Genomic DNA, 25,315 nt, shown 5'->3' with positions numbered 1-25,315 from the left:
ATTGAAAGCTGGTTAATTGTTAATATAAAAAGCACTTGTTGCTAAATGCAATCAAGTGCTTAATAAAAATTTAAGGAGTAAAGAGTCCTTTTTCAAAAAGGAACAAAAAAACAACCCCGGAGGATTGCTGAATGACACTTTCATCAAGTGCCCATTTTCTTATGAAACAAATAAACTAATGTCCAGAGTGCAAGAAATAATGACCCTTACTGAATGTGGTCCCATTCTCTAAAATTATAACAAACTACAATCATTAGAAAATTGGATAACAATCCAGCGTATACCAATGATCGTATAAAGACGGGGTTAAACAAGCAAATACACTAAAAGATTTTGCACCAGATGACAGTGCCTTATTTACTATCTCATCTACCTGATTCCGACTTTCAGCTGTAAAGGATAGAATTGCTTCGGCAGATGTATTAGTATCTACAACTCCCTTCTTACTAAATCCTTTGAATCGTTCTTCAATCCACTTTCGTTTAAGTTAGGGATAAACCAGACCCAAGCCCAATTTACTCCTATCTATTTAAGAAATGCGTTTTTCCGCTTTTTTTATTTTCCCCCACGGTTTTAAATAAGAAATTACAACTAAAAAGATAATGAAAACAAATGAGATTACAATACCGATAAATAACATTTCACGACTATGGAGGTATAAAGGATTTTTTAAAGGATGGATACTGTTAACGAAAATATCTCCTGCCTTATCGTGAATCCATACACGCATATACATCGAACCAAACAAAATGGTTATAAAAGTAACACCAAGTTTAGCCATAATCCAATAGTACTTTGTTACCCCCCAATGTGTACGTACAGCTAACCAAATTCCAGTAAAGAAGGAGCCGAGTCCACCTGGAATTATTAAAAACCAGTCAAAAAACCCAATAAACAAATGTGCTGCATAAATATGTTCTCTCTCAGTAATAAAATTAGTTGAAATGGCTAATAATGTTATCCCCAGCGAGCCTCCTATAAAAATAACCACAAAGAAAATATGTGATATTAACCACCAATTTTTTTGTTTTATATTTAACTTATTACTCTTCTTTTTTCCTATCCAAATTGGAATGAATATCAGCAATATAAGCATTAATGATGTTCCTAAAAATATACCTGCATCTTTACTCACTTTTAACATCCTCTCATGAATATTGAAATTTTATCCCTATCTTTACTATTGAATCCTCAAAAAATAATGTGATAACTGAACACTAAAATTTTAGATATAATAAGTTAATGAAATGCTGTTTAATTATGATAAAAGTTAAATGTAAATTATTTTATCTCGCGAGATAAGATAATTATAATTGGAGGTAGAAAAAATGTCAACAAACGAAACATTAAGAAAAAAGTTACTCAATACTCTAAATGATGAATTACGAAATAATAGTTCAGCCACCATTATGTTTCATCAGTCAATTGCTACCAAGTTAGGACTTAACCCAACTGATCATAAATGTTTAGAAGTTATTTTCAAGAATCAACCAATAACAGCTGGCGAACTTGCTGAGATAACGGGATTAACGACGGGGACTATTACTGGCGTAATAAATAGGCTTGAAGGAGCAGGATATGCTTTCCGTGATAATGATCCTCAGGACAAAAGGCGTGTGATTATCAGCGTAAACCAAGAAAAAGCAGAGAAAGAAATAGTTCCTCTTTTCAGTTCCTTTGGTGAAGAAATTCATAAAATATTATCTCAATATACTGTTGAGGAACTTCAGTTAATTCTTGGCTTTATAAAAAATAGCAACCAGATACTACTCGAAATGATAGAGCGTTTCTCAAAAACAAATTAATCACTCCATACTTCATGGAAAAAGGGGCCTGACCCTCAGCCCTTTAATGCGGTAATATAGTTGGGGTCAGGCACCTGTTTTTTGTAGTTATTACTAATGGTACGATTACACGTAACCTATCTAAGAGAGAAAAAAGTAAAAAGAGGGTTATCCCCGCTTCACTCACTGCAAAAGATGCATGGGGAAAAACTTCTGTTGCAGACCGCTCACAAATTTTAAATAAAATTGCCGATCGTATCGAAGAGAACTTAGAGATGATTGCAGTTGCAGAGACTTGGGACAACGGTAAAGCAGTACGTGAAACATTAAATGCTGATATTCCTTTAGTAGTGGATCACTTCCGTTATTTCGCAGGCGTTATCCGCGGACAAGAAGGCGGCATTAGTGAAATCAATGAAGATACAGTAGCTTATCATTATCATGAGCCACTGGGTGTAGTTGGCCAAATTATTCCTTGGAACTTCCCTATTTTAATGGCAGCATGGAAAATTGCTCCAGCTTTAGCTGCAGGTAACTGTATCGTTTTAAAACCGGCTGAGCAAACACCAGCTTCTATCTTTGTATTAATTGAGCTTATTCAGGATCTTTTGCCAAAAGGTGTTTTAAACATCGTTCAAGGTACTGGTTTAGAAGTAGGGAAACCACTTGCTACAAACCCTCGTATCGCTAAAATTGCGTTTACTGGTTCTACAGGTGTGGGCCGTTCTATTATGCAATATGCTACAGAAAATATTATTCCAGTAACGTTAGAGCTTGGTGGCAAATCACCAAACATCTTCTTCCCTGACGTAATGGATGCAGATGATGAATACCTGGATAAAGCTGTTGAAGGCTTCGTCTTATTCGCTCTTAACTCAGGTGAAGTTTGTACATGCCCTTCACGTGCATTAATCCATGAATCCATTTACGAAAAATTCATGGAAAAAGTAATCGAACGCGTGAAAGCCATTAAAATTGGCAACCCATTAGATACAGAAACAATGATGGGTGCACAAGCATCCAGTCAACAATTAGACAAAATCCTTTCTTATATCGAGATTGGTAAAGAAGAAGGCGCTGAATTATTAATTGGAGGCTACCAAAATAAGCTGGAAGGTGACCTTGAAGAAGGTTACTATGTAGCACCAACTGTGTTCAAAGGTGAAAACAAAATGCGTATCTTCCAAGAAGAAATCTTTGGGCCGGTATTATCTGTCACTACGTTCAAAGATTTTGATGAAGCAATCGAAATCGCTAACGATACATTATACGGCTTAGGTGCTGGCGTTTGGTCTCGCAGCGGCGAAACGGCATACCGTGCTGGACGTGCAATCGAAGCTGGTCGCGTATGGACAAATACATACCACCAATACCCTGCACACGCTGCATTCGGCGGTTACAAACAATCAGGGATCGGCCGTGAAAACCACGCAATGATGCTTGGTCACTATCAGCAGACAAAATGTATCTTAGTTGGTTACAATAAAGGATCAATGGGCTTCTTCTAAAATGAAGAAAGTCATTGCGACAGAATCAGCACAAGCATTAATAAAGCAATTGCAGGCTCAACACGGCCATCTCGTATTTATCCATTCAGAAGGATGCTGTGATGGAACTTCACCAATCTGTATGACAGCAGGTGACTTTTATCTTGGCAGCCAGGATAAACAAATAGGTGAAGTGATGGATGTGCCCTACTATATGCATAACTCAAACTTTGCCTATTGGGAGCACATGCAAATTGTCATTGATGTAATAGACGGGATAGGCAATTCTTTTTCACTAGAAAGCTTGAAAGATAAATCCTTCGTCATCCGTTCTAACAAATTGATTGCTGAATAATAAAGAAACACCTTTCGCTCATAATTTAAGCGAGAGGTGTTTTTTTATGAATGTATTTAAACTGAGTTTTTGCGGTAGAATGATTTTTCTGGACCGTGCTTACCTGTCCTTAAGTAAATCGCTGTTTTCGTAAAGATTGTGGTTTTTGAGTAAATTTTGTTATTTCGCATATTCTGTTAGAATAGTAATGTAGTGCAAATAATAAAAATGATAAATCATTTTTGTCTCAAAATAAGTAATAGATGGTGAAATTATGAGTAATCCTTCTTGGATAAAAGGTCTTATTTTCGGTGCTGTATTTTCATTTGTTACTGCACTGTTATTTATGCTAATAGGACAAGTGTGGGCAGGTGGTGTAACCTCGTTTTGGGGTGAAAGTTGGTTGTATTTCTCAGTAATAATTCCTTTTGCGATTACTTTTGCAGTTTTAGGTGGATATTTCCACAATAGAAGAGAATTATCAAACAAAAAATTATGGCTTATAAGCCTTATATGTGCGTTTCTTGTAACCTTATACAGTGGAACTATTGGTGCTATTTTTGGCGAAACTATTGATAGAGGTGGCATGGAAACGCTAAACATCGATGGCACATTAGTCTGGGGCACAATCTATGCTTTTATTTTACTTCCCCTCACTACGCCATTTGCAAGATTACTGATAGGAATTTTTTACAAATATATTAGAAGATAATCAATAAAACGCTGACAACATTGACCTCTTAATAAACGCATTAAAGAGTTCTATTTGCTCTTCTTTTGTAAGTTCATTCGCTTCTTCATATACATCTAACCACATATCCGAACGCCTTCTTAAACTGCATTATATCAACCTTTTTATAACATGGTCAAGAAAGCAACAATCTATACGAAAACAGCGAAAGGTTAGTAAAATCTTCTTTGGTTTGGCAGTAAAAGAGATAATAAAACAGAAGCTAGTAAAGAATGGACAAAAGTGTCCGATTAGTAATGATTAATTTTATTGAGAAGCAAGAGAACCGTCCCCACGTTTCCCTCAAATGTAGATAATGATTAAAAATAAATTTTGTGATATAAATCACAATGTACAATAATTTTTAATGCTACATTATTAATGAGGTTAGATAATAATCACCTAAAAAAGACGATTTTTCTCTTTAATATTTTCATAAAGAGAGATCGCATAAAGGAGAGTTAGAAATGTCAGTAGATAAATTGTCAGAATTAATTAGTCCTGAAGCTGTCATTAACTTTGAAACTGGTCCAATTAAAGCAAGCACTTTGGATTCAATTATCAATCTTTTACCATTTGAAATGGGTTTTTGCGACGCTAACGATATTTTCCGGTGGTATTCTAATAATCCAAACCGCGTCCATGGTCGTCGTAAAGAAGCAATTGGTCGCCCTGTGCTTGAGCTTCACCCAAAAGTGGCTCACCACGTTGAAAAGTTGTTGAATGATTTCCGTTCAGGAGCACGCGACGAATGGGAATTTTGGTTTCCAAAACGCTCCGGCGAAGAGACTGGACAGATCTACCAAAAATTCATGGCGGTACGTGATGAAAATGGAAAATACCTTGGCTGTATGGATGTAACCGTTAATTTGGACCTTTTCACAGGAAAAGAAGGTAAGAATACCCCTGAAACTATTGAAGAATTTATAGCTGTTAAGCCAGAATAAAATATATTTTCAATTTGAAAAGCCGCTGAAAAACACACTGAATTCACCAATTCAATGTGTTTTTCTTTGTATAGAGGAATCCTGCGCTAATCTAAAAAGGGGCCTGACCCTCAGCCCTTTAAAGCGGTAGTATAGTTGGGGTCAGGCACCTGTTTTCCGTTCTCCTCATGACCGTCACAAGTTCCAAGTTTTCCTCCTTTGGAAAAGTTTTTAAACCACTTTCACCGATTATTGGCTTCCCTTTATTTAAATATGATTTTGTGATTCACTTGAAATATATTAGTATTTAATATGACAATCGTATTTGAAGGATGTGTTAACTTGCGTATTAATAAATATATTAGTGAAGCCGGAAAAGCTTCTAGACGAGGTGCGGATAAATTAGTAGCCGATGGAAGGGTTACAATTAACGGGAAGCGTGCCGATATAGGCACCCAGGTTGAGCCTGGAGATGACGTTAAAGTAGATGGAAATCCAGTCCGGGTAGCGAGGAATAATGTCTATATTGCTTTAAATAAACCTGTAGGCATTACAAGCACAACAGAAAAAGGTGTCAAAGGAAATATCGTTGACTTGGTCAACCACCCATTAAGAATATTTAATATTGGGCGTCTGGATAAAGACTCGGAAGGCCTGATACTTCTTACGAACGATGGCGACATCGTTAACGAAATCCTGCGCTCTGAAAATAAGCATGAAAAGGAATATATCGTTTCAGTAGACAAACCGATTACTCCTGAATTTTTGAAGAAGATGTCAGAGGGTGTCAAAATATTGGGCACAACAACACTTCCATGTAAACTGGTTCAATTATCCAAATTTGATTTCCAAATCATCCTGACCCAGGGCCTAAATCGCCAAATTCGCCGTATGTGCGCTGAATTAGGATATGAAGTTTACCGATTGCAAAGAACACGAATCATGAATATTCATTTAGGCAACCTTCCTCCTGGACAATGGAGGGATTTATCCAAGAAAGAGCGCACTCAATTATTTAGAGATTTAAATTATGAGCCTAAAGAATGGTAAATACGATGGATTGAAAAATTTATGTAGATATCTTGAGTATGCAGCTGTAGTAAAGGAAGTGGAAAGGCTTTCGGTTTGTAAGTAAGTGCTAAAAAAGAGTCAGCACCCGCTGAGTAACAAAGGGGGTGCTGACTTTTTATGTTGGCAGAACGGGGGCGGTTTACCTTTTTATATTGATTAACTTACAATAGTTGAAAAGGTGCTGTATTTTTTACTTGTGGTATGGTTCTTTTTAGATTACCTAATTTAAAAAAATTTATGTCTTTTGGGGTTTTTACCCAAAACTGCAATCTTACGAAAACAACCTTTTAAAATAAAAGCCGATTTGTCCAGCATTTTTCAAGTATAATGAACCATATTCAGAATGCATATAATATGTCCTGGAGAGGATTCTATACATATGAATAAAAAACCAAAAATGAGGTTGAAAAATGAATAAAAGAAGTTTTGCGGATTATCATGTAAGTGAAGAAATAAAAAGAGCACTAGCTGTGTTAAAATACGAAACTCCAACAGAAGTTCAAAGTAAAGTCATTCCATTAGTAATGGAAAATCAAGATCTTGTCGTAAAAGCTCAAACAGGAAGTGGCAAGACTGCGTCCTTTGGTATTCCTGTTTCCGATATGATTGACTGGGAGGAAAAAAAACCACAGGTCTTAATTCTTACCCCAACTAGGGAGCTTGCGGTTCAAGTCCGAGACGATATTACAAATATCGGAAGGTTTAAACGCATTAAAGCAGTGGCCATCTATGGAAAGGAACCTTTTACGAAACAAAAGGATGAATTGAAACAAAAAACTCATGTAGTCGTTGGTACGCCTGGACGGGTCATGGACCATATTGAACGAGAAACCCTAGTTTTGGATCAAATAAAGTATCTTATCATAGATGAAGCTGATGAGATGCTTAATAGAGGTTTCATCGATGAAGTGGAAACCATCATTAAAGAGGTTCCTTCAACCCGAGTAACAATGGTTTTTTCTGCTACCATGCCTAACGATATTGAAAGTCTTTGCCATAAATATATGAAAGATCCTATTCATATTGAGATTGAATCAACTGGGGTAACCGCCGATACCATTGAACATTTTCTAATTGAAGTGAGAGAAGAAGAAAAGGTTTCACTCCTAAAAGACATCACGGTTGTAGAAAATCCAGACAGCTGCCTAATTTTCTGCCGAACCAAGGAACACGTAGATACTGTATATAGTGAACTGGATAAAATCGGATATACCTGTGAGAGGCTCCATGGAGGACTAGAACAAGAAGACCGGTTTGCTGTTATGGAAGGTTTCAAATCGGGGAACTTCCGTTATCTGGTGGCCACCGATGTAGCTGCAAGAGGTATTGATATTGATAATGTGAATCTTGTCATCAACTATGACGTTCCTATGGAAAAAGAGAGCTATGTGCACAGAACTGGAAGAACCGGCCGTGCTGGAAATAAAGGAAAGGCCATTACGTTTTCGACACCTTTTGAAGGAAAGTTCATTAAAGCAATTGAAAAATACATCGGCTTTGAGATACCTACTATAGAAGCTCCTAGCCATCAGAAAGTGGCTGCTGGAAAAGCTGCTTTCGAAGAAAAACTTAGCAGCAGACGAGTAATAAGAAATAATAAAACAGCCCGAATCAATCAAGATATTATGAAACTCCATTTTAACGGTGGTAAAAAGAAGAAAATTCGTGCTATTGATTTTGTTGGAACAATCGCAAAAATCTCTGGAGTCAACGCAGATGATATCGGCATCATAACCATCCAGGATCATATGTCATATGTTGATATTCTGAATGGAAAAGGCTCACTAGTTTTACAAGCCATGGAGAATGCGACTATCAAAGGAAAAAAGCTAAAGGTGAGCAAAGCAATTAAATAAAAGATTTTATAGAAAAACCTTATATCCCCCTCACTCTAAAAAGATGAGGGGGATATTTGCTTCCATTAGAATTAAAAGTCCACAGAAAGACTTTAATGACATTAAACAATTTATGATAAAAAGGAGACTGACCCTCAGCCCTTTAATGCGGTAGTATAGTTGGGGCCAGGCACCTGTTTCATAATCTTTATCTGTATTATAAAGTAACTCTTCAAGAAAAATAATATCTTTTTTCTCCATAAATACTCCCCTTACCCTATTTCCACATACAATTATTTTTCCAACTGTTTAAGCTTTCTTTCCCAAAGTTCTACTGTTGCACCTTGGCTTGGATACAAAGGTAAATCCTTCTCCTGTAAATTCCGTAGTTTACTTTGTAACTCATATACTTGATTTTGTAAATCATCAACGCTTTGATTAATATCCATTCTGTTTAATGCTCTTTCAACTACTTCATTATAAACAGAGCGAATGGGATTGAATTCCTGGCGGATAATCCAGGATTCAGTAACTGCAAGTAAAAAGTACCTGACCCTCTACACTCTAGCGTTAGTGTAGTTGGGGTCAGGCACCATTTTTTGAAAACAGTCTATTCAGCACTGGGTAGTCCATCACAAAAAAACCTGAAAGGCATTTAGCCAATCAGGTTCAATAATTGTACATATATTTTTCGATTTATATAAACTTTGAACTTTAAAGTTATTCTAGTTATATTTATTATTCCATATCAATATAATATTTGTCGTCCTCCATTACCTTCCTTAAAAATTCTTCTAAAGAATCAGCTATTTTTATTTCGTCATAATAAATAGAATTATTTTTTTCTTGGTTCAAGTCAATTAGTAACAATGCACTTTCATTTGCTTCAAAAAAAATTAATTTATCCTCTTCAAGCTCTTCATATACTTCTATATCGGGATAATATTCAAAATCATTAACTTTTAATCTGGCATCTCTTATAGAATTAGGTCCCATAATCCGATTGATATTATATTCAGATTTTCTAAGAAAACCATAACCAACTTCTAAAAGGAATTCTCTTAAATCATAAGGTAGTTTTAGCCCCAAGGTTGACTCAACTTCTTCAATTTCTTTTTCACTTACAGGGAAAAATTGATTACCAACCTGATTTTTAATAAAATCAAATCTCATAAATTACTTTCCTCCTTTAAATAATTTAAAAAGGGGCCTGACCCTCAGCCCTTTAAAGCGGTAGTATAGTTGGGGTCAGGCACCTGTTTTCTAGGATCGATTCTCTTATAATCGATATCAATCCTTTGAAAAACCCGCCGGCTAATATCTCTTTCTTCTCCATTAACCTTCGTTGTTCCAGTATATTCCACAGATTTATAGTTTTTATAATATTTACCCGTACCCTTAACTCCAAACACACCATCAGTCACCGTCTTAATCTTCGTCAACGGATCAAAAAGAACATTATACGGCACCGGCCCCTGAACCAGTCCTCCAGCCACTGCCGGTGTCTGAACCGGTGTATAAATCGGAAGTGCCTTCTCTCCTTTACCAGCCTGGCGAACCGTCTTAGCAATGGTTCCAGCTTTCCCAATCCCCTTATCACCAAGAATACCAATTCCCACGGAAGTCAGCCCATAGGTAAAGAAGGCTGTCCGGCTCTTGGCGTCACCATTTACAACATCCCGCTCCCATGCGCTGGTGACAGCTGACCATATATATTTCGGCATATCCAGAGCCTGGCTCACTTTTCCTATCGGGTCATTTATAATTCCCAAATAAAATTCCTGGTGATTCCTTTGATTTTCGAGCAGCTGGTCACGGTTAAACAGCAACTCACTTCCCAAAAACAGTGGACTAAATGGGCCCATGATGGTTCTCCCCAGCTCATAGGTTGACTTCAGCCCGTCCCATGTATCCCCTACGGCTTTGGATGCCCCTCCAATAGCTCCTTCAGCTATATCCTGAAGAATACCTTGCCCGCTTTCTGGATTGGGATTCGATATTTCCTCGTGGAATTCCTTCCAGTTGAGAGATTTAGGCTGGTATTGCTTCATAAAAAGGGCCTAGACCCTAGATCCTCAGCCCTTTAATGCAGTAGTAGAGTTGAGGTCAGGCACATGTAAATCCGACATCCCGCTCTCAGGCACTACAAAACAGCACCTCTCTATAATTTTAGAGGGTGCTGTTATTTATTTGCGTATAATTTCTTTAACTTAATGGTAGTAATGCTAAGCCCAGGCATATGTGTAAGTATTATTACATGTTCTCATTACAATTTAGTCTTTTAGTAAATCTTCATCTAAAAATAATTCGATATCATCTAAATTTACATTTTGCTCTCTCTGATGCGGTGTAAATTTTAGAATGAATTCTTCAAAAGAATTTGCTATGAGATAAACATATTCTTTTCCATCTTTAGAAGCTTCTCCTTCATGATGCCAATAGTAAATTTTACCTTTATATTGACCTTTTATCCCTATACACAATAAATCTCCCCCACCTGCATCTGCAATAGGCATCAATACTTTCCCTAAAACATCTTTATAGGTTTTAATAACCGATTCAATATTATAGTTATCATCTGTAATACCATAAAAACCACCAATGGAATCAAAACCATCCTTGTGAGTGACGGGCGTAATTTCAATTGGCTTATACATTATATTATCTTTTATAAAACTTCCTCCATATTCAAGTAAAAACTCTTTATAATCTGATGGTAAATCTACACCATAGACATTTTCAATCATATGAATAGATTTATAGGCATCTTTCTTTTGGGAAACTACTATTTCTGTGTCTATTATTTTAGTTAGTGCGCTCTTTAATTTTTGATTCATTTTTATTATCCTCCTCTTAAATCAGACGCTGAACCAATATGAGGTATATTTCCATGCAAATCTGTTGGGATTAATTCAATTTCAGTAGTACTTTTATGATGAGGGGTTAATCCTTTTTCTTTTAACCAAACCTTTGCCTGATTCATTGATTTATATCCTTTCAATTGCATTATTTTTTCATAAACCAAATTAAAGTCATTTTTTGACCCATCTAACATACCTTCTTTAAACTTTATGGATCCTTTACTCCATGGCGTGAAATTAGGTCTGCCATCAAGGAATTCTACACCCTCACCATTAGTTACCTTATTAACTTCTGGCTTATCTGAATACCATATTCCATTTCCAGGTTCTCCTACCCATTTTCCATTTGTTCTAGGCACCCTTGTTTTGGGCTTACCTAAACCCTTAACTCCAAACGCTTTCTCAGTCAACATCTTAATCTTCGTCAACGGATCATTAATAACATTATAAGGCACAGGTCCCCCGGTCAGTCCACTACCTGCCATGGCTGGTGTCTGAACCGGCGTGTAAATCGGAAGTGCCTTCTCTCCTTTACCAGCCTGACGAAACGTCTTGGCAACGGCTCCAGCTTTTCCAATTCCCTTATCCCCAAGAATGCCGATTCCAAGGGAAGTCAGACCATAGGTAAAGAAGGCTGTCCGGCTCTTGGCGTCCCCATTTACAACATCCCGCTCCCATGCGCTGGTGACAGCTGACCATATATATTTCGGCACATCCAAAGCCTGGCTCACTTTTCCTATAGGGTCATTTATAATGCCCAAATAAAATTCCTGGTGCTTCCTCTGGTTTTCGAGCAGCTGCTCACGGTTAAACAGCAATTCACTGCCCAAAAACAGCGGACTAAATGGGCCCATGATGGTTCTGCCCAGCTCATACGTCGACTTCAGTCCATCCCATGTATCCCCTACGGCTTTGGATGCCCCTTCAATAGCTCCTTCAGCTATATCCTGAAGAATACTTTGCCCGCTTTCTGGATTGGGATTCAATATCTCCTCGTGGAAATCCTTCCAGTTGAGAGATTTAGGCTGGTATTGAGCCAGAGATAAGCTGCCGCTTTGGAACATGCCCGCGATTTTTCGTATGTACTGGTTCATGTGGGATAGATCTTGCAGGAGAGGGTCCAGTGCAGCTGTTTCCCGATGGTCGAAGTCCTCCAATTTCTCAGCGGTCTCGCGGCTTGAGTCCTCGGCACTCTTTGTTGCCTGGATAAAGCGGCCATCCTCCAGCCGCGGAAGCGCAACAATATCGCTCACAGACTTCATGATGTTATTCGCTTCCTGTGTGAGATCCGCAGTGATCTGAAGAGTGTTTCTCAGCCCTTGTTTGAGCTCATGCTCCAGAAATTCCTGGCGGATAAAGCCTGATGGAGAGGGTTCAAGAGCTTTCAATGAACCTATGAAACTTTTTAAATAGGATTGATACTCGTCAATCCAGGATTCTAGGAATTGCAGGAACGGCTGGTGGCATTCCTGGTAAAACGCACGTATGGCCCTGCCGCCTTTCCCTTTAAAAGCCTCTTCAATAGATACCAGCTCCTGGATGGATACCTGAACTTGACTTATCTGATCTTTAAGGATTGATAATTGATTGCTCGTCTCGTCGATTCCTGCAAGCAAGGAATCTGCTTCTAAAACCTTCAACAGAATCAGCTCCGCATTATAAATTCCATTTTCTTCTATTTTCATCTTAATGGACTCTGGCATTTAATTGAATAGGAACTTTGGCATAAAATAGTGTAAAAAGTGCTTTTAAAAGAGGCTTCTTTCACCGCTCATTAGAGCCAAAATGATAAAATAGTAAATGTAATAATATGGTGTCCGGAGGTTCTTTTATGAAAAAAATGATAGAGAAAATCACACAGTTTCGGGATGAGAGAGGCTGGCTGCCTTATCATAATGAGAAGGATTTGGCTATTTCCATTTCTCTTGAAGCAAATGAGCTTCTTGAAAACTTTCAGTGGAAAAGCAGTGAAGAGGCATTGGAGTCATCAGCAGAGAATATTAAAGAAGAGATGGCAGATGTCCTTATCTATCTGCTGCAGCTGGCCGATAAAATGGATATAGACTTAGAAGAAGAAGTTTTTAAAAAGATGGAGAAAAACGCAATAAAGTACCCAATCAATATATGAATATAAGGAGCAGGCTATGATCATATATGAAGCTACCAAAACAGAATTCATATCCGATGTAATTAATGAACTGCTGGTTGAACGCCTTTACCAATCTTACCAGGAGAAAGTGGGACGTACATCAAAGCAGGAGATTGTCTCATGGGAGAATTCTCTGCAGAGAATGTGCAATGTCATGCAGGACCAGGAGATCCCTCATGATGCCAGTGTGGCCATTGAGTTTAAAATTCCTAATACATCAAAGAGAGTAGACTTCATTGTGGCCGGCAGCAATGGGGAACATGATCATGTCGTCATTGTTGAGCTTAAACAATGGTCAGAGGTTGAGAAAATTACCTCACAGGATGGTGTCGTGAAGACATTCGTTGGGGGAAGATTAAATACTTTGCCTCACCCGTCCTATCAGGCCTGGTCCTATGCAGCACTCATTAATGATTTCAACGAAAATGTCCAGGAAAAGCAAATACAGCTGGAACCGTGCGCTTATTTGCATAATTATAGGAAAATGGAGGATGATCCTCTAATAGATAATCATTACGAGGAGCATCTCAAAAAAGCACCGGTATTCACAAAAGGTGAAATCCAAAAACTGCGGGACTTCATAAAGAAATATGTAAAAAAAGGCGATCGCCATCAGCTCATATACCAGATTGAGCATGGCCGGATTCGCCCCTCTAAATCTTTGCAGGATTCCCTGACAAGCATGTTAAAAGGCAATGAAGAGTTTGTGATGATTGATGAGCAAAAGGTATTTTATGAAGAAGCACTTCATCTCGCCCTCGAATGTGTCAAAAATGGCAATAAGCAAGTGATGGTCATTGAAGGGGGCCCAGGTACCGGTAAATCCGTCATGGCGATCAACCTGCTGGTCAACTTAATAAACCATGGGCTAATAACACTATATGTTTCCAAGAACTCTGCCCCGAGAGATGTGTATGCTTCTAAATTGATAGGCACAATCCGCAAAACAGAGATTGATAACTTATTTAAGGGCTCCGGCAGCTTTACGGAATCCACTTTTAATGAATTTGATGTCATTATTGTCGATGAAGCCCACCGTTTAAATGAAAAGTCGGGGTTTTACGGAAATCAGGGAGAAAATCAGGTTAAGGAGCTAATCAATGCTGCCAAATTCACATTATTTTTCATCGATGAGAACCAAAGGGTAACATTGAAAGATATAGGGAGCATCGATTTAATCAAGAAATTTGCAGAGGAAGCCAATGCTGAATTAATTACTGGCCAACTGACATCCCAATTCCGCTGTGACGGTTCAGATGCCTATATATCCTGGCTGGATGATGTTCTCCAAATTAAAGAAACAGCGAACTCTCATTATTATGGAGTGGATTATGACTTTCGGATCTACAATGACCCGCATGAAATGCTAAGAGAAATTGAGAGACTTAATCAGATCAATAATAAGTCCCGATTGCTGGCAGGATACTGCTGGGAATGGCCAACTGCCGGCCGTTATGATACGAAGCATAAAGATATCAGCATTCCGGAACATAAATTTGAAATAAGCTGGAATCTTTCAGATAGCATTTGGGCAATTGATCCAAATTCAGTCAATGAAGCAGGGTGCATTCACACATCCCAAGGATTAGAATTCGATTATACGGGAGTCATCATTGGCCCAGACTTGCGATATGAAAATGGCCAGGTAATCACTGACTACACAAAACGTGCCAAAACAGACCAGTCCTTAAAAGGCATCAAAACCCTTGCCAAAAAAGACCCGAAAAAAGCACAAGCAGTAGCTGACCAAATCATACGCAATACTTACCGGACACTTATGACCAGAGGGCAAAAAGGCTGTTTTGTATTTTGTACGGATCCTGAGTTGAATGCTTACTTTGAAGAACGGCTGCAGCGAGCAAGGACTTATAATGATGTTTCGCCTGGAAGAGTGTTGAGAGTGGCTGAGGATCGGGAGGGTTATTAGATAGAGAATAAAAGTGCCTTTTCCCTTTATAGCATTGGGTTGGGCACTTTTATATTTACTTATGATACGGTTCCCCCCGATTAATCCGAAAAGCCCGATAAACCTGCTCCAGCAAGATCAGCTTCATCAACTGATGCGGAAACGTCATCTTCGAAAAAGACAGCTTCTCATCCGCCCGCTGCAAAACCTGCTGGCTCAATCCAAGAGAGCCGCCAATTACAAACGCAATCTTGCTCTTCCCGTATGTAGCCAGTTTATCAAGATTATCAGCGAGCTCTTCCGATGATTTCATCTTTCCTTCAATCGCCAATGCAATGACATGGGCATCCGGATGGATCTTCGCCAGGATCCGCTCGCCTTCTTTTTGCTTGACCTGGATCATTTCCGTTTCGCTTAGTTCTTCGGGTGCTTTTTCGTCGGGGACTTCGATGATGTCCATTTTGGCGTAGGCCGACAGTCTTTTCAGGTATTCGTCAATTCCTTGCTTCAGGTACTTTTCTTTTAGCTTTCCGACCGTAATAATTGAGATATTCACAGCATGTCCTCACTTTACAAACAAGATATCCACAGAAGTTATCCACATGTCCACATTTTTCATCCACATGTTGTATGGGATCATTCGTTCGCTACAACATATATTGCGGTATTTTGACAATATTCACAGGTTGTTGATAACTTTTTATCACCTTCAAGTTTTGTTAATTGCGGGAATGTTTCGTACTCATCCACTACTATATCTATTGCCAGATCAACGTGTTCGTCACAGCAGTAAATCATTTTCAGCATACTCCTTTTTAGGCCGGCCGCCTGTTTTTTTTATCCGAATTGTGGATAATTTTAATTCTCGGTTATGTATTTAAGTTATCCACATTTCATACTAACAAAACAATAAAAAACAGGAAAGCGATTATCGCTTTCCCATTTCATTAAAATGTCTCGCCGCTCAGCTTCATCGTTACTTCCTGGGTTTTGCCGTCGCGGTAAAACTTAATCTTCATCTGGTCACCCACTGATTTCTTCGTATAGAGATGCTGGCGCAATTCGATGATGTCTTTGATTTCCTGTCCATCCATCTCGACAATGACATCCATTTCCTTCAGTCCTGCCTGTGCTGCTGGAGAGTTCGGTTCTACAGATGTGATGGCCACACCTGATTTTACATCCTTCGGCAGTTTCAGTGCCTCCTGCTGGTAGTAGCCAGGAATTTCATTGACTGATGCCAGCTGAACGCCCATATATGGACGTTTTACTTCTCCGAACTTTTCGAGGTCATCAATGACTGGTCTTGCGTAGTTAATCGGAATCGCCAATCCGATTCCTTCTACAGCACTCTCTGCGATTTTCATGGAGTTGATGCCGATGAGCTGGCCGCTGATATTCACCAGTGCCCCGCCGCTGTTACCCGGGTTGATCGCGGCATCTGTCTGCAGAACCTCTGCCTGCCAGTCTACTGTTCCATTCTGGTCAATATCAACCGGTATGGCACGCTCCAGTCCAGAGATGATTCCCTGTGTGACTGAGCCGGAGAACTGGCCGAGAGGGTTTCCGATGGCAATGACGGGCTCGCCTGGCTTCAGCTTGTCTGAATCGCCGAATTCGGCTACCGTTTTGATTTCCTTTGCTTCTACTTCAAGCACAGCAAGATCCGTCCAAATATCGCTGCCTACCAGTCTTGCCGGCAGCTTGGTGCCATCCTCCAGGCTTACTTCCAATTCCTGAGCACCTTCGACCACATGGTGGTTTGTGACGATGAAGGCTGTATTTCCTTCCTTCTTATAAATAACGCCTGAACCTGTGCCGGCCGGCTGTCCGCCTCCTTTATTTCCTTCATTCGACCAGAAGCCGGCTGTCTGGATGTTCGTAATGCTTACAACTGCATCCCCGGCTTTGTCGACCGCCTTGGTTACATCGGTTGTCACATCGACTGAGACATTCTGAGTCCTGGCATTATTGTTGTCTCCCGCTGCTTCATCCTGCAGCTTTTCATCCGGTTCAACCGTATAAGGGAGCACGTCGTAGTCAGCAAGCTTTGGGACTGCAACCACGACCAGGATGGCCCCCAGTATGATGCCAACAAGGCTGGCCAGAAAGTATCCGCCCTTGTTGCCTTTTTGCCCTTTATAACGGTTCTGATGATCTTGATCATAATAGCCCAAACTGCACCCATCCTTTCTTTCTTTTGCAAAAAAAACGGCTGTTTTTAATATGAATGCTAGAACTTAGTCTTCCTTTATACCCAATATTATACTCTTCTGTTTTTAGAAATCTAACAAAAACGCATTCGCTGACGCAATCTTACGACTTTGTTCATACTTTAGTAAAATTTCCTCAAAAAGAAAAAGAGGAATACACGAAAGACAGCTGTCTCTCTGTGTATTCCTCTTATGTTTAAACAGCTGTTAAAATCGTCGGGACCTTCGGATCGGTATCCAAAAGGTCGAATTGTTCGCCGACAATGATTCCGCGGCTTTCCAATGTCTGGGCGACAGACATTCTCGCCAGATCCTTAATATTGTTATCCTGGCTTAAATGGGCAAGATAAAAGCTCTTCGTCCGGTCGCCGGCCACTTCACTCATCGCCAGCGCTGCATCCTCATTGGATACATGGCCGACATCGCTTAAGATCCTTCTTTTAATATTCCACGGATAGCGGCCCATGCGAAGCATCTGGACATCATGATTGCTTTCAAAGACGTAAGCCTCTGCATTAGAAATCAGGCCTTTCATGCGGTCGCTGACGTAGCCTGTATCGGTAATCAGTACAAGCTTTTTCCCGTTATCATGGAACACATAAAACATTGGGTCGGCTGCATCATGGGACACACCGAAGGATTGAATATCCAGGGATCCGAATGTTTTCACGGCTTCCATATCAAAATGAAACTTCTGGTCAACCGGCACTTGCCCAATCAGTCCGTCCATGGCCAGCCACGTTTTTTCATTGGCATAGATCGGTAGCTTATACTTCCGGGCAAGAATCCCGACCCCCTTGATATGGTCGCTATGCTCATGGGTCACCAGTATGCCTGAAAGCTTGCTGATGTCCCGGCCAATATGCTGAAATAATCCTTCCATTTGCTTCCCGCTTAAACCGGCATCTACCAGAAAGGAATGTCCCTCCGTCTCGACAAAGATCGCATTCCCCGTACTGCCGCTCGCAAGAACGCTGAATTGTAAAGACATGTTTTCCTCACTCCACTATTTTTTTCTCTTCGTTGCTAAGCTGAATAATTTTGCCCTCAAAGGCATCCACAAATAAATTCTCCTCGCCATTAATGACAAATCGCCAGGCAGGCGTCAATAATTGTGAAGAGCTCAAATGCACGAAGGTAAAATAACCTAACTCTACATTTGTGATTTTTGATTTAGGCAGAAGCGAGCCATTCTTGTAAAGGGTCTCGACAGCCTTGATCGGCTGAATGACTTTTTCGCTCTCTTCCTTCGATTCAATCTTTTCCAGAAGTGTCTGCTTGTAAGAGACGATTTCATTTTCATCATTTAAATAAAATGTGAGCTCGCCATTTAAATTCATATAAAACATCTTGTCTTCAAATTCCTGATAATACGTGATTTTATTGCTGTCTTCGGGCTTGTCCCAGAAGCGGTACTGATCCCCGAATAACACCCTGTTTTTGATAAAAGCGGATAATTCGGATGGACTGAACTTGTCACTGATCTTGATCGGCTCATCCAGAACTGAGTTCAGGGTGGTTCCTTCTGAAATCGTAATCTCCTGGCCTTCAAGCTTTGTTTCTTTCAGGTCCTCAAGCTCTTCAATATCAAATTCCACCGGCTTAGCCCTCAAGTAACGGTCTTTCGGGTTGCTTTTCGGAAGCGGTGACTCAAATGTGATTTCGGCACTCTTAAGCTGTTTTTCCAGGGATGCCTGGGCGACCGGTTCAAATTCACTGGCTTCCTTTAATTTGAAAAACTCGTACATCAAGTAAATATCCAGCACCAGGAAGGTTAAAATAAAGATTGTTTTAATCTTACTCCAATCCATTATTCATGCCCCCTGTCTCATCAAGCGAAATGCTCTTCCACGTTCCTTCATAACGGTAAAACCAGGAAGGCTCCAGACGGATAAAGGTGGTCTGCGCTTCCTTGACCAGCATCATCTGATACCCCAGTCTTACATCCTCCAGCAATTCCGGATCGAATCCCTCAAGGGCCAACAGGTACTCCATTACGCGATTTCCGGAACTGAGAGATACTTCTGTTGGCGTTTCCGTACTCAGTCCAAGCTGGAAGCTGCTTCGAACATACTCATAAATTTCATTTTGCCCCCAAATCTGGCGGATCTCAGACAGTTTCGGATCATCGCTGAAAATAGGATAGCCCGAAGATTCATACATCCGGAATACAACCCGATGGTTCACTTCATCTATTTCGGCGAATTGATAATTATCTGTCCATCCCGAATGTCCGTTAATGTAATCAATGCTCCTTTTCAGGAGGTCGCCTGACGGAAATGCCGGATTATCCCCGGCTGCCGGTTTAATATAACGAAGGGTATTTTTATCAGAATTCACCCTCAGCAGGCTTAAGGTATCATTATATTCATCCTCTGATTGCTGAAAGCTTTTCTGCACGACACCCGGATCACTGAACAAGGCATTTTTGTATTGTTCAGAGTCCAATTTTTTCTCGAGATATTGATATCTTGGCATTTTGGTATCCTGTGCGGGCAGGTAGATGGTTCTTTTATCAGATGGCTTATAAGCAAGATAGGCTCTGTATTCCGGGTTATATTCCGACAGATTGAAGTATTGGCTCTTGAAATTCTGAATAAAGGAAACAGGCACATGGCTTCGATAAATCTGCCGGTTATCCAATGAGACAAAATCAACAATTCCTTCCTTTTTACCCGTTTGCCTGGTATCAATGACAATATGATCAAATTGAAAATCAGTGAGATTTTTATCGCCAATTTTAATGACGGATTTATATAAGTCAATCGGAACAGAATCCGGAAATGCCAGAACCGCTTTTCCTTCATTATGAACAAACGATGGAAGGATGTCTGCTTCCTCTTTGATATTTTCAAAGTCAGCAAAGTTCCAATCGCTGATTTCGTTTATAACCTTATCAATCTCACCGGGACTGGCCGTGCCGAAGGTTTGTTTTTCATTGAGATGGAATAAGAGGGTGTCCGGTCTTACAATCTGATTTACTTCTTTTTTCTCGGCGATTGTCACTTCCTGAATGGTGTTTGCTTCTTTTTCAATTCGCTCAAAAGCCGGCTGGTAGGTCCAGAGATTCCAGGTCAGGAGGACACTTGTCACGACTAGAATGGTCAGTATGATGGATTTTATATTTTCATATTTCATTCCCAATCATCCTCTTCCGAGCGAACATATGGAAGGCTGAATGAAATCGTTGTCCCTTTCCCTTCTGTACTCGCTGCCCAAATTTTCCCGCCATGAGCCTCCACCATTTCTTTCGCAATGGCCAAACCGAGGCCTGTTCCGCCAAGCTTTCTTGTGCGGGCTTTATCCACCCGGTAAAAACGCTCAAAAATCTGCTCAATATTTTCTTTTGGTATTCCCACACCCTGGTCAGAAACGCTGACGATAATGAATTCATCTTTTTCCTCAATGCCAAACGTCACCTTTCCGCCTTCCGGAGAGTATTTCAGTGCATTGGAGATGATGTTGTCCAGTACCTGTGTGAGCTTGTCCTTATCGATTTCCACAAAAGCCGAATGGTCCGGAAGCCTTCTTTCAAACGAAACATTCTGCTGCTTCGTCATTTCAAAACGGTCTATAATTCTATTATAGAAGAAAATGAAATCAATCCAGTCCTTGCTTAAACGGTAATCCTTGCTGTCCATTTTGGAAAGCTGCAGCAGGTCATTAACCAGGCGGATCATCCGCTCTGTTTCATTTTGGGTGACATCCAGAAAGTTCGGGGCAATCTCCTCATCTTTCCAGGCGCCATCTGCCAGAGCTTCCAGATAGCTTCTCATCGTCGTGAGCGGCGTTCTGAGTTCATGTGATACATTCGCCACAAATTCGCGGCGTTCCATATCAATTTTCTCCTGCTCGGTGATATCATGCAAAACGGTAATTAAGCCGTTCACAAAACCGGTTTCTTTTTGAATAACCGAGAAATTTGCACGGAGAATCAGCGTTTTCGTTTTGGTGCTGTAATCCAGGATGACTGAATCCCGCTCATTTAAAAGCTCTTCAAAGGTATAATCCTCTTCAAGGCCTAATAGGGATACAATCGGTGAAGAAAGGACCGTTTCACGTGAAACATTCAGCATTTTTGCTGCAGGCTCATTAATGAGAATGACACGGCCTTTGCGGTCGGTAGCGATAACTCCATCGGTCATATAGGAAAGAACAGAGGATAATTTCCGCCGTTCGCCTTCCGTTGTGGCATGCGCTTCCTGAAGTTTCTTTGTTAAGCTGTTAAACGTAATGGCCAGCTGGCCAATTTCGTCATATCCATAAACTTTAACCTTGCGGGAGAAGTTCCCTTTTGCCATGGCCAGCGCCTGTTTCCGCATATCGGAAATCGGGCGTGTTACCGTCTGGGCAAGGAGTATTCCCAGAATTGCTGTGATGGCTAATGCAATGGCTATGCCGGATGTGAAAATATTATTTATCTGCCTCATCTGATCATAGATGTTTTCTATTTTAGCAACCAGATAGATGGCTCCATTGACTTCCCCATTATTATTTTTAATAGGGGTGACGAGAACCCATATCCGCTGTCCCTGGTCAACAAAATCCTCTTTTACCGGCTGTTTCGTGGCGATGGCCATCTTGATCAGATTATCCGTGGACCTTCCCCCGACAACCCCCTGATTATCGGGATCAGAGGTGCCAAGAATCCTCAGTGATTCTCCTTCAATGACACGGACTTCGGATATATCCGCAGAATTGTAATCACTTAACAGCCTTCTGATATCTTCCTCGAGGGAAGGGGCCTCCTCATCGGGAAGCCTTACCTTGGTCATCTGTTCCTCCACATAATAGCTGAGAAGATTAACCCTCTCCTGAATGGCATCTTTGAAATTTTCCTGTAAGGTCGATTCCAGCTGCCTGACAAAGTAGACTCCGATAATCTGCATCGCTACCAGGATGAGAAGAACGTAAATGATCACAAACTTCAAATGAATGGACCGAAAAAAACCCACCTTTTCCATGTACCCTTTTACTCCTGTTCAGGATTCCGCAAGTAATAACCGACTCCTCTTCTTGTCACGATCCATGTCGGGTGGCTTGGATTATCCTCGATTTTTTCCCGCAGTCTCCTGACGGTTACGTCAACTGTACGGACATCACCATAATAATCATAGCCCCATACGGTTTGAAGAAGATGTTCCCTCGTCATGACTTGTCCAATATGCTTGGCCAGATAGTGAAGGAGCTCAAACTCACGGTGTGTTAATTCAATCGTCTCACCGCGTTTGGAAACCACGTAGGCATCCGGATGGATTGTCAGTGAACCCACTTCGATTTCGTTGGATTCATCTTCTTCCTCTGCCTTGGCAACCTGCTGATGGCGCCTCATATTAGCCTTCACACGGGCAATCAGTTCTCTCGTGCTGAACGGCTTTGTTACATAATCATCTGCACCCAGCTCAAGACCCAGAACTTTATCAATTTCAGAATCCTTTGCTGTCAGCATAATGATCGGCATATCGTATTTCTTGCGCACTTCGCGGCAAACCTCAATGCCATCCCTCTGCGGAAGCATGATATCAAGCAAAATCAAGTCCGGCTTGATTTCTTCCACCTTTTCAAGGGCGTCATTGCCATCATAGGCACACACCACTTCATAGCCTTCTTTTTTTAAATTGAACTGCAGTATATCTGCAATTGGTTTCTCATCGTCTACAACCAGAATTTTTTTATCCATACCTATCTCCTTTTTCTTGCTCATTTATTTATTTTTGGAGCAGTAGAAGTCAGTTTCATGCATATGTTCTCTACTTTACTTTACCATGTTAACAGTGAGAATTCACCTATTACGAAAAGCTGGAGCCCCTGCCTGCCTCTGACACTTATTTCTTATTCTTAACCACAAAAGTCTCTAGCATGAAAACTAGAGACTTTTTTGCGTGTATTATTTATTTATATATTTTAGCGGATCCTGCCTTTTACCGTCTTTGTATACTTCAAAGTGCAGGTGAACACCGGTTGAATCACCAGTAGTTCCCATTATGCCGATTTTTGAGCCTTTTGAGACGGTTTGGCCAACGCTGACACTGATGGAATCCAGATGGGCATAAATCGTGCGGAAGCCATTGTTATGGTCGATGACGATTTTATTTCCATAGCCGCCATCCATGCCTGCAGAGACAACTGTACCGTTATCGGCTGCTTTGATCGTGCGGTCGCTCGGTCTTGCAATGTCAATTCCTTTATGCATTTTGCCCCAGCGGTATCCCATTTTACTGGAGATATAGCCGCCGACTGCCGGATAGGCAAAGCTGCCTTCACCGCGGGATGGAATCACCTTTGTTCCCTTTATGACAATTTGCTTCACAGGCTCTTCAAGAACCTTTTCGTCTTTTACTTCTTTTTTGACCGTTTGGCCGTTTTCTTCCGTAATCAGATAGGTTGCAGCACGAACGCCTTCCTTGCCTTCCTGCTTCACTTTCGTTTCGCCTTTAGGCATGCTGCTGTCTTCGACGATTTCTTTTTCAAAATCGATTTTTTCTTTTTTGAAAACTTCTTTATCTGCTAACACTTTTACATATGGCTTGTAGACAGTCACATTTAATTCCTGGCCTGCTTTAATGACTGAATCGTTCTTAAGGCCGCTGTTCAGTTCGATCAATTTCTTCATATCGAGGTCATGGGCACTTGCGATATTGCTTAGTGCATCGCCAGCTTTAACCACATATTTCTTTTCTTCAAGAGTTCCCTTTTGCAAAAGCTTCACAGCCTCATCTGCACTGATGATCTCATCCGGTTTCACAGTTGCTTCAGAAATGGAAACATCTTCCGTGAAGCGGACATCTAAAAGACGTGTTTCATCTTCCTTCAGCTTGGGTAAAGGAGTTGCAGAAGATGCTTTTCTATCTTCGAGTGCCTTTACGTCTTTTTCTGATACATAGGATGTCTTGATTTTCTGAAGGGCCGTTTTTGCCTGCTCCTCATTTTCCATATAAGCGATTTCCTTGCCGCCAATCACCAAGGCAGCCGCTTCGGCATGAACTTCCATCTTGTCTTTTAGGCCATCGATGGCTTCTGATTCATTTACTTCTGAGCTGGATTCAAAAACCTGCTCAGGAACAAAGGAAAGCTCCGATGCCAGCGCTAGCTTTAATCCCTTATTGGAACCTTCAGCCTCACTGATCTTTTGATCAGCCAAATCTTCGATGACACTTTTATCCGACACCGTTCCAATATATTCGTCACCCATATAGACATAATAAACGGTCACGAGCTTATCATCATTGGCAGAAGCGGAAACGCCGCCTGCGAATGTTAAAGCCGCCGCTGCAAAGCCGGCCGCGATCGTTCTATTTATAGTTTTCTTAAAGCTTTTCGCTGTAAATTCTGATGATGAGGTATCTTTTTTCATCCATTTAAACATGGTTACATCCCCCTAGACTACGGTAACAAACAACACTTTCATATAGTGCTATGTAACTACGAATTTGTAAATCTGATTTTTTCACAATTCCTACTTTACCATATAGCAAAGCAAATAGATTACGAGACTCAGGAATGTAACAAAACTGTATAATATCTGACATTTTATGACTTTTAATAGCAAAGCCAGGTGATGGTTTTTGTCGAATGAAGGATAGGAAATAATCCCTATTGGCAAGGGTTTGTTAGGGGTGCAAAAAAATGAAGGTGAGCTTGCGTCTAAATTACACAGGCTTTATGCAGAAAAGCGATTATATTACAGAAATATAACAAAAAGGAGCATGCTTGGTTACATACTCCTTCTTGGGATGGCTCAGGACGGAATCGAACCGCCGACACAAGGATTTTCAGTCCTTTGCTCTACCGACTGAGCTACTGAGCCTTATTAAATTATTAACGCCTAAATACTGTTTGGCTTCGTCCTTCGTCCCGATTTGACAATCGGTACGCTGAAGTGATTCAAGGGAGCTTATTCGGTCGTGCTCTACCGACTGAGCTACTGAGCCTTATTAAATTATTAATGCCTAAATACTGTTTGGCTTCGTCCTTCGTCCCGATTTGGCAATCGGTACGCTATTATGAAGCAGATTATGT

Annotated in this window: 25 protein-coding genes and 1 tRNA gene; 9 read left to right on the top strand and 17 right to left on the bottom strand. The window is 40.5% G+C overall.

Translation table 11 applies throughout. From position 1 onward, the window contains the following. Positions 1–529 precede the first annotated feature (529 nt). On the bottom strand, positions 530–1,135 hold the full coding sequence (locus tag CHI10_RS18025; RefSeq protein ID WP_095245582.1) for a DUF2269 domain-containing protein: 606 nt from the start codon (positions 1,133–1,135) through the stop codon (positions 530–532). A 193-nt stretch (positions 1,136–1,328) separates the two neighbouring features. On the opposite strand from CHI10_RS18025, the gene CHI10_RS18020 reads away from it, so the two are divergent. From CHI10_RS18020 to CHI10_RS17990, 7 genes are all read left to right on the top strand, one after another. Continuing rightward, positions 1,329–1,805 (top strand): MarR family transcriptional regulator, encoded by a 477-nt coding sequence (locus tag CHI10_RS18020; RefSeq protein ID WP_095245581.1) that lies wholly within the window; start codon positions 1,329–1,331, stop codon positions 1,803–1,805. 104 nt (positions 1,806–1,909) lie between these two features. Beyond that, positions 1,910–3,292 (top strand): aldehyde dehydrogenase family protein, encoded by a 1,383-nt coding sequence (locus tag CHI10_RS18015; protein WP_286137466.1) that lies wholly within the window; start codon positions 1,910–1,912, stop codon positions 3,290–3,292. A gap of 1 nt (position 3,293) precedes the next feature. After that, on the top strand, positions 3,294–3,626 hold the full coding sequence (locus tag CHI10_RS18010) for a DUF779 domain-containing protein (protein ID WP_095245580.1): 333 nt from the start codon (positions 3,294–3,296) through the stop codon (positions 3,624–3,626). A 253-nt stretch (positions 3,627–3,879) separates the two neighbouring features. After that, a complete protein-coding gene (locus CHI10_RS18005) occupies positions 3,880–4,317 on the top strand; it encodes a hypothetical protein (RefSeq protein ID WP_095245579.1) in 438 nt (145 codons plus the stop codon). A 485-nt stretch (positions 4,318–4,802) separates the two neighbouring features. Continuing rightward, complete coding sequence (locus CHI10_RS18000) at positions 4,803–5,282, top strand: PAS domain-containing protein (protein WP_095245578.1); 480 nt, start codon at positions 4,803–4,805, stop codon at positions 5,280–5,282. A gap of 291 nt (positions 5,283–5,573) precedes the next feature. Next, a complete protein-coding gene (gene rluF / locus CHI10_RS17995) occupies positions 5,574–6,311 on the top strand; it encodes a 23S rRNA pseudouridine(2604) synthase RluF (RefSeq protein WP_218831306.1) in 738 nt (245 codons plus the stop codon). A 431-nt stretch (positions 6,312–6,742) separates the two neighbouring features. Continuing rightward, positions 6,743–8,188, top strand: coding sequence for a DEAD/DEAH box helicase (locus CHI10_RS17990; protein WP_095245576.1), 1,446 nt, complete (start codon positions 6,743–6,745; stop codon positions 8,186–8,188). A gap of 30 nt (positions 8,189–8,218) precedes the next feature. Here the strand turns inward: CHI10_RS17990 and CHI10_RS17985 are convergent, their stop codons facing one another. The 6 genes from CHI10_RS17985 to CHI10_RS17965 all read right to left on the bottom strand — a co-directional run bounded on the left by CHI10_RS17985 (position 8,219) and on the right by CHI10_RS17965 (position 12,713). Continuing rightward, complete coding sequence (locus tag CHI10_RS17985; RefSeq protein ID WP_095245575.1) at positions 8,219–8,428, bottom strand: hypothetical protein; 210 nt, start codon at positions 8,426–8,428, stop codon at positions 8,219–8,221. A 32-nt stretch (positions 8,429–8,460) separates the two neighbouring features. Further along, positions 8,461–8,616 (bottom strand): hypothetical protein, encoded by a 156-nt coding sequence (locus CHI10_RS22470; protein WP_179289077.1) that lies wholly within the window; start codon positions 8,614–8,616, stop codon positions 8,461–8,463. A gap of 289 nt (positions 8,617–8,905) precedes the next feature. Further along, the gene (locus tag CHI10_RS17980; RefSeq protein ID WP_095245574.1) at positions 8,906–9,340 is read right to left on the bottom strand and encodes an SMI1/KNR4 family protein; all 435 of its coding nucleotides are present in this window, start codon (positions 9,338–9,340) and stop codon (positions 8,906–8,908) included. A 44-nt stretch (positions 9,341–9,384) separates the two neighbouring features. After that, positions 9,385–10,218, bottom strand: a complete 834-nt coding sequence (locus tag CHI10_RS17975; protein WP_218831307.1) for a hypothetical protein — start codon at positions 10,216–10,218, stop codon at positions 9,385–9,387. A gap of 222 nt (positions 10,219–10,440) precedes the next feature. Beyond that, positions 10,441–11,004 (bottom strand): SMI1/KNR4 family protein, encoded by a 564-nt coding sequence (locus CHI10_RS17970; protein WP_095245573.1) that lies wholly within the window; start codon positions 11,002–11,004, stop codon positions 10,441–10,443. A gap of 5 nt (positions 11,005–11,009) precedes the next feature. After that, entirely contained in the window at positions 11,010–12,713 is a 1,704-nt protein-coding gene (locus CHI10_RS17965; protein WP_286137462.1) for a T7SS effector LXG polymorphic toxin, read from the bottom strand. A gap of 146 nt (positions 12,714–12,859) precedes the next feature. Here CHI10_RS17965 and CHI10_RS17960 point away from each other — a divergent pair, with 146 nt between their 5' ends. Together CHI10_RS17960 and CHI10_RS17955 are read left to right on the top strand one after the other, a co-directional pair. Beyond that, a complete protein-coding gene (locus CHI10_RS17960) occupies positions 12,860–13,156 on the top strand; it encodes a nucleotide pyrophosphohydrolase (protein WP_095245572.1) in 297 nt (98 codons plus the stop codon). Between the two features lie 16 nt (positions 13,157–13,172). Then, positions 13,173–15,104: a DUF2075 domain-containing protein gene (locus tag CHI10_RS17955; protein ID WP_095245571.1), complete on the top strand. Its 1,932-nt coding sequence runs from the start codon at positions 13,173–13,175 to the stop codon at positions 15,102–15,104. A gap of 55 nt (positions 15,105–15,159) precedes the next feature. On the opposite strand, the gene rlmH is transcribed toward CHI10_RS17955, so the two are convergent. The 10 genes from rlmH to CHI10_RS17905 all read right to left on the bottom strand — a co-directional run bounded on the left by rlmH (position 15,160) and on the right by CHI10_RS17905 (position 25,103). Continuing rightward, positions 15,160–15,639 carry a 23S rRNA (pseudouridine(1915)-N(3))-methyltransferase RlmH gene (gene rlmH, locus CHI10_RS17950; protein WP_095245570.1) on the bottom strand — a complete coding sequence of 160 codons (480 nt, stop codon included), beginning with the start codon at positions 15,637–15,639 and terminating at the stop codon, positions 15,160–15,162. A gap of 80 nt (positions 15,640–15,719) precedes the next feature. After that, positions 15,720–15,881 (bottom strand): CxxH/CxxC protein, encoded by a 162-nt coding sequence (locus tag CHI10_RS17945; RefSeq protein ID WP_064503402.1) that lies wholly within the window; start codon positions 15,879–15,881, stop codon positions 15,720–15,722. Between the two features lie 149 nt (positions 15,882–16,030). Continuing rightward, complete coding sequence (locus tag CHI10_RS17940) at positions 16,031–17,260, bottom strand: S1C family serine protease (RefSeq protein WP_095245569.1); 1,230 nt, start codon at positions 17,258–17,260, stop codon at positions 16,031–16,033. A gap of 232 nt (positions 17,261–17,492) precedes the next feature. Next, entirely contained in the window at positions 17,493–18,287 is a 795-nt protein-coding gene (locus tag CHI10_RS17935) for an MBL fold metallo-hydrolase (RefSeq protein WP_095245568.1), read from the bottom strand. A 7-nt stretch (positions 18,288–18,294) separates the two neighbouring features. Next, complete coding sequence (locus CHI10_RS17930; RefSeq protein ID WP_095245567.1) at positions 18,295–19,107, bottom strand: two-component system regulatory protein YycI; 813 nt, start codon at positions 19,105–19,107, stop codon at positions 18,295–18,297. Continuing rightward, positions 19,094–20,434 carry a YycH family regulatory protein gene (locus CHI10_RS17925; RefSeq protein WP_095245566.1) on the bottom strand — a complete coding sequence of 447 codons (1,341 nt, stop codon included), beginning with the start codon at positions 20,432–20,434 and terminating at the stop codon, positions 19,094–19,096. Before CHI10_RS17925 ends, CHI10_RS17930 begins: the two co-directional genes overlap by 14 nt. Further along, the gene (gene walK / locus CHI10_RS17920; RefSeq protein ID WP_095245565.1) at positions 20,431–22,260 is read right to left on the bottom strand and encodes a cell wall metabolism sensor histidine kinase WalK; all 1,830 of its coding nucleotides are present in this window, start codon (positions 22,258–22,260) and stop codon (positions 20,431–20,433) included. The genes CHI10_RS17925 and walK overlap by 4 nt, the downstream gene beginning before the upstream one ends. 8 nt (positions 22,261–22,268) lie before the next feature. After that, the gene (gene yycF, locus CHI10_RS17915; protein ID WP_095245564.1) at positions 22,269–22,976 is read right to left on the bottom strand and encodes a response regulator YycF; all 708 of its coding nucleotides are present in this window, start codon (positions 22,974–22,976) and stop codon (positions 22,269–22,271) included. Between the two features lie 207 nt (positions 22,977–23,183). After that, entirely contained in the window at positions 23,184–24,662 is a 1,479-nt protein-coding gene (locus CHI10_RS17910; RefSeq protein WP_095245563.1) for a M23 family metallopeptidase, read from the bottom strand. A gap of 368 nt (positions 24,663–25,030) precedes the next feature. Beyond that, positions 25,031–25,103: transfer RNA gene (locus CHI10_RS17905), tRNA-Phe, on the bottom strand. Positions 25,104–25,315: the final 212 nt, after the last annotated feature.

The sequence above is a fragment of the Bacillus sp. 7894-2 genome (assembly GCF_002272225.1).
GTDB lineage: Bacteria > Bacillota > Bacilli > Bacillales > Cytobacillaceae > Cytobacillus.
This window is presented reverse-complemented; position numbering and strand designations above follow the sequence as displayed.

Coding starts and splice junctions, on each gene's coding strand:
- CHI10_RS17970 (WP_095245573.1), bottom strand. CDS start 11,004: ATGAATCAAAAATTAAAGAGCGCACTAACTAAAATAATAGACACAGAA.
- CHI10_RS18000 (WP_095245578.1), top strand. CDS start 4,803: ATGTCAGTAGATAAATTGTCAGAATTAATTAGTCCTGAAGCTGTCATT.
- CHI10_RS17925 (WP_095245566.1), bottom strand. CDS start 20,434: ATGAAATATGAAAATATAAAATCCATCATACTGACCATTCTAGTCGTG.
- CHI10_RS18005 (WP_095245579.1), top strand. CDS start 3,880: ATGAGTAATCCTTCTTGGATAAAAGGTCTTATTTTCGGTGCTGTATTT.
- CHI10_RS17975 (WP_218831307.1), bottom strand. CDS start 10,218: ATGAAGCAATACCAGCCTAAATCTCTCAACTGGAAGGAATTCCACGAG.
- walK (WP_095245565.1), bottom strand. CDS start 22,260: ATGGAAAAGGTGGGTTTTTTTCGGTCCATTCATTTGAAGTTTGTGATC.
- CHI10_RS17985 (WP_095245575.1), bottom strand. CDS start 8,428: ATGGAGAAAAAAGATATTATTTTTCTTGAAGAGTTACTTTATAATACA.
- CHI10_RS17980 (WP_095245574.1), bottom strand. CDS start 9,340: ATGAGATTTGATTTTATTAAAAATCAGGTTGGTAATCAATTTTTCCCT.
- CHI10_RS17965 (WP_286137462.1), bottom strand. CDS start 12,713: ATGAAAATAGAAGAAAATGGAATTTATAATGCGGAGCTGATTCTGTTG.
- CHI10_RS18020 (WP_095245581.1), top strand. CDS start 1,329: ATGTCAACAAACGAAACATTAAGAAAAAAGTTACTCAATACTCTAAAT.
- CHI10_RS17945 (WP_064503402.1), bottom strand. CDS start 15,881: ATGATTTACTGCTGTGACGAACACGTTGATCTGGCAATAGATATAGTA.
- yycF (WP_095245564.1), bottom strand. CDS start 22,976: ATGGATAAAAAAATTCTGGTTGTAGACGATGAGAAACCAATTGCAGAT.
- CHI10_RS17930 (WP_095245567.1), bottom strand. CDS start 19,107: ATGGATTGGAGTAAGATTAAAACAATCTTTATTTTAACCTTCCTGGTG.
- CHI10_RS17935 (WP_095245568.1), bottom strand. CDS start 18,287: ATGTCTTTACAATTCAGCGTTCTTGCGAGCGGCAGTACGGGGAATGCG.
- CHI10_RS17990 (WP_095245576.1), top strand. CDS start 6,743: ATGAATAAAAGAAGTTTTGCGGATTATCATGTAAGTGAAGAAATAAAA.
- CHI10_RS17955 (WP_095245571.1), top strand. CDS start 13,173: ATGATCATATATGAAGCTACCAAAACAGAATTCATATCCGATGTAATT.
- CHI10_RS17960 (WP_095245572.1), top strand. CDS start 12,860: ATGAAAAAAATGATAGAGAAAATCACACAGTTTCGGGATGAGAGAGGC.
- CHI10_RS17910 (WP_095245563.1), bottom strand. CDS start 24,662: ATGTTTAAATGGATGAAAAAAGATACCTCATCATCAGAATTTACAGCG.
- rluF (WP_218831306.1), top strand. CDS start 5,574: ATGACAATCGTATTTGAAGGATGTGTTAACTTGCGTATTAATAAATAT.
- CHI10_RS22470 (WP_179289077.1), bottom strand. CDS start 8,616: ATGGATATTAATCAAAGCGTTGATGATTTACAAAATCAAGTATATGAG.
- CHI10_RS18010 (WP_095245580.1), top strand. CDS start 3,294: ATGAAGAAAGTCATTGCGACAGAATCAGCACAAGCATTAATAAAGCAA.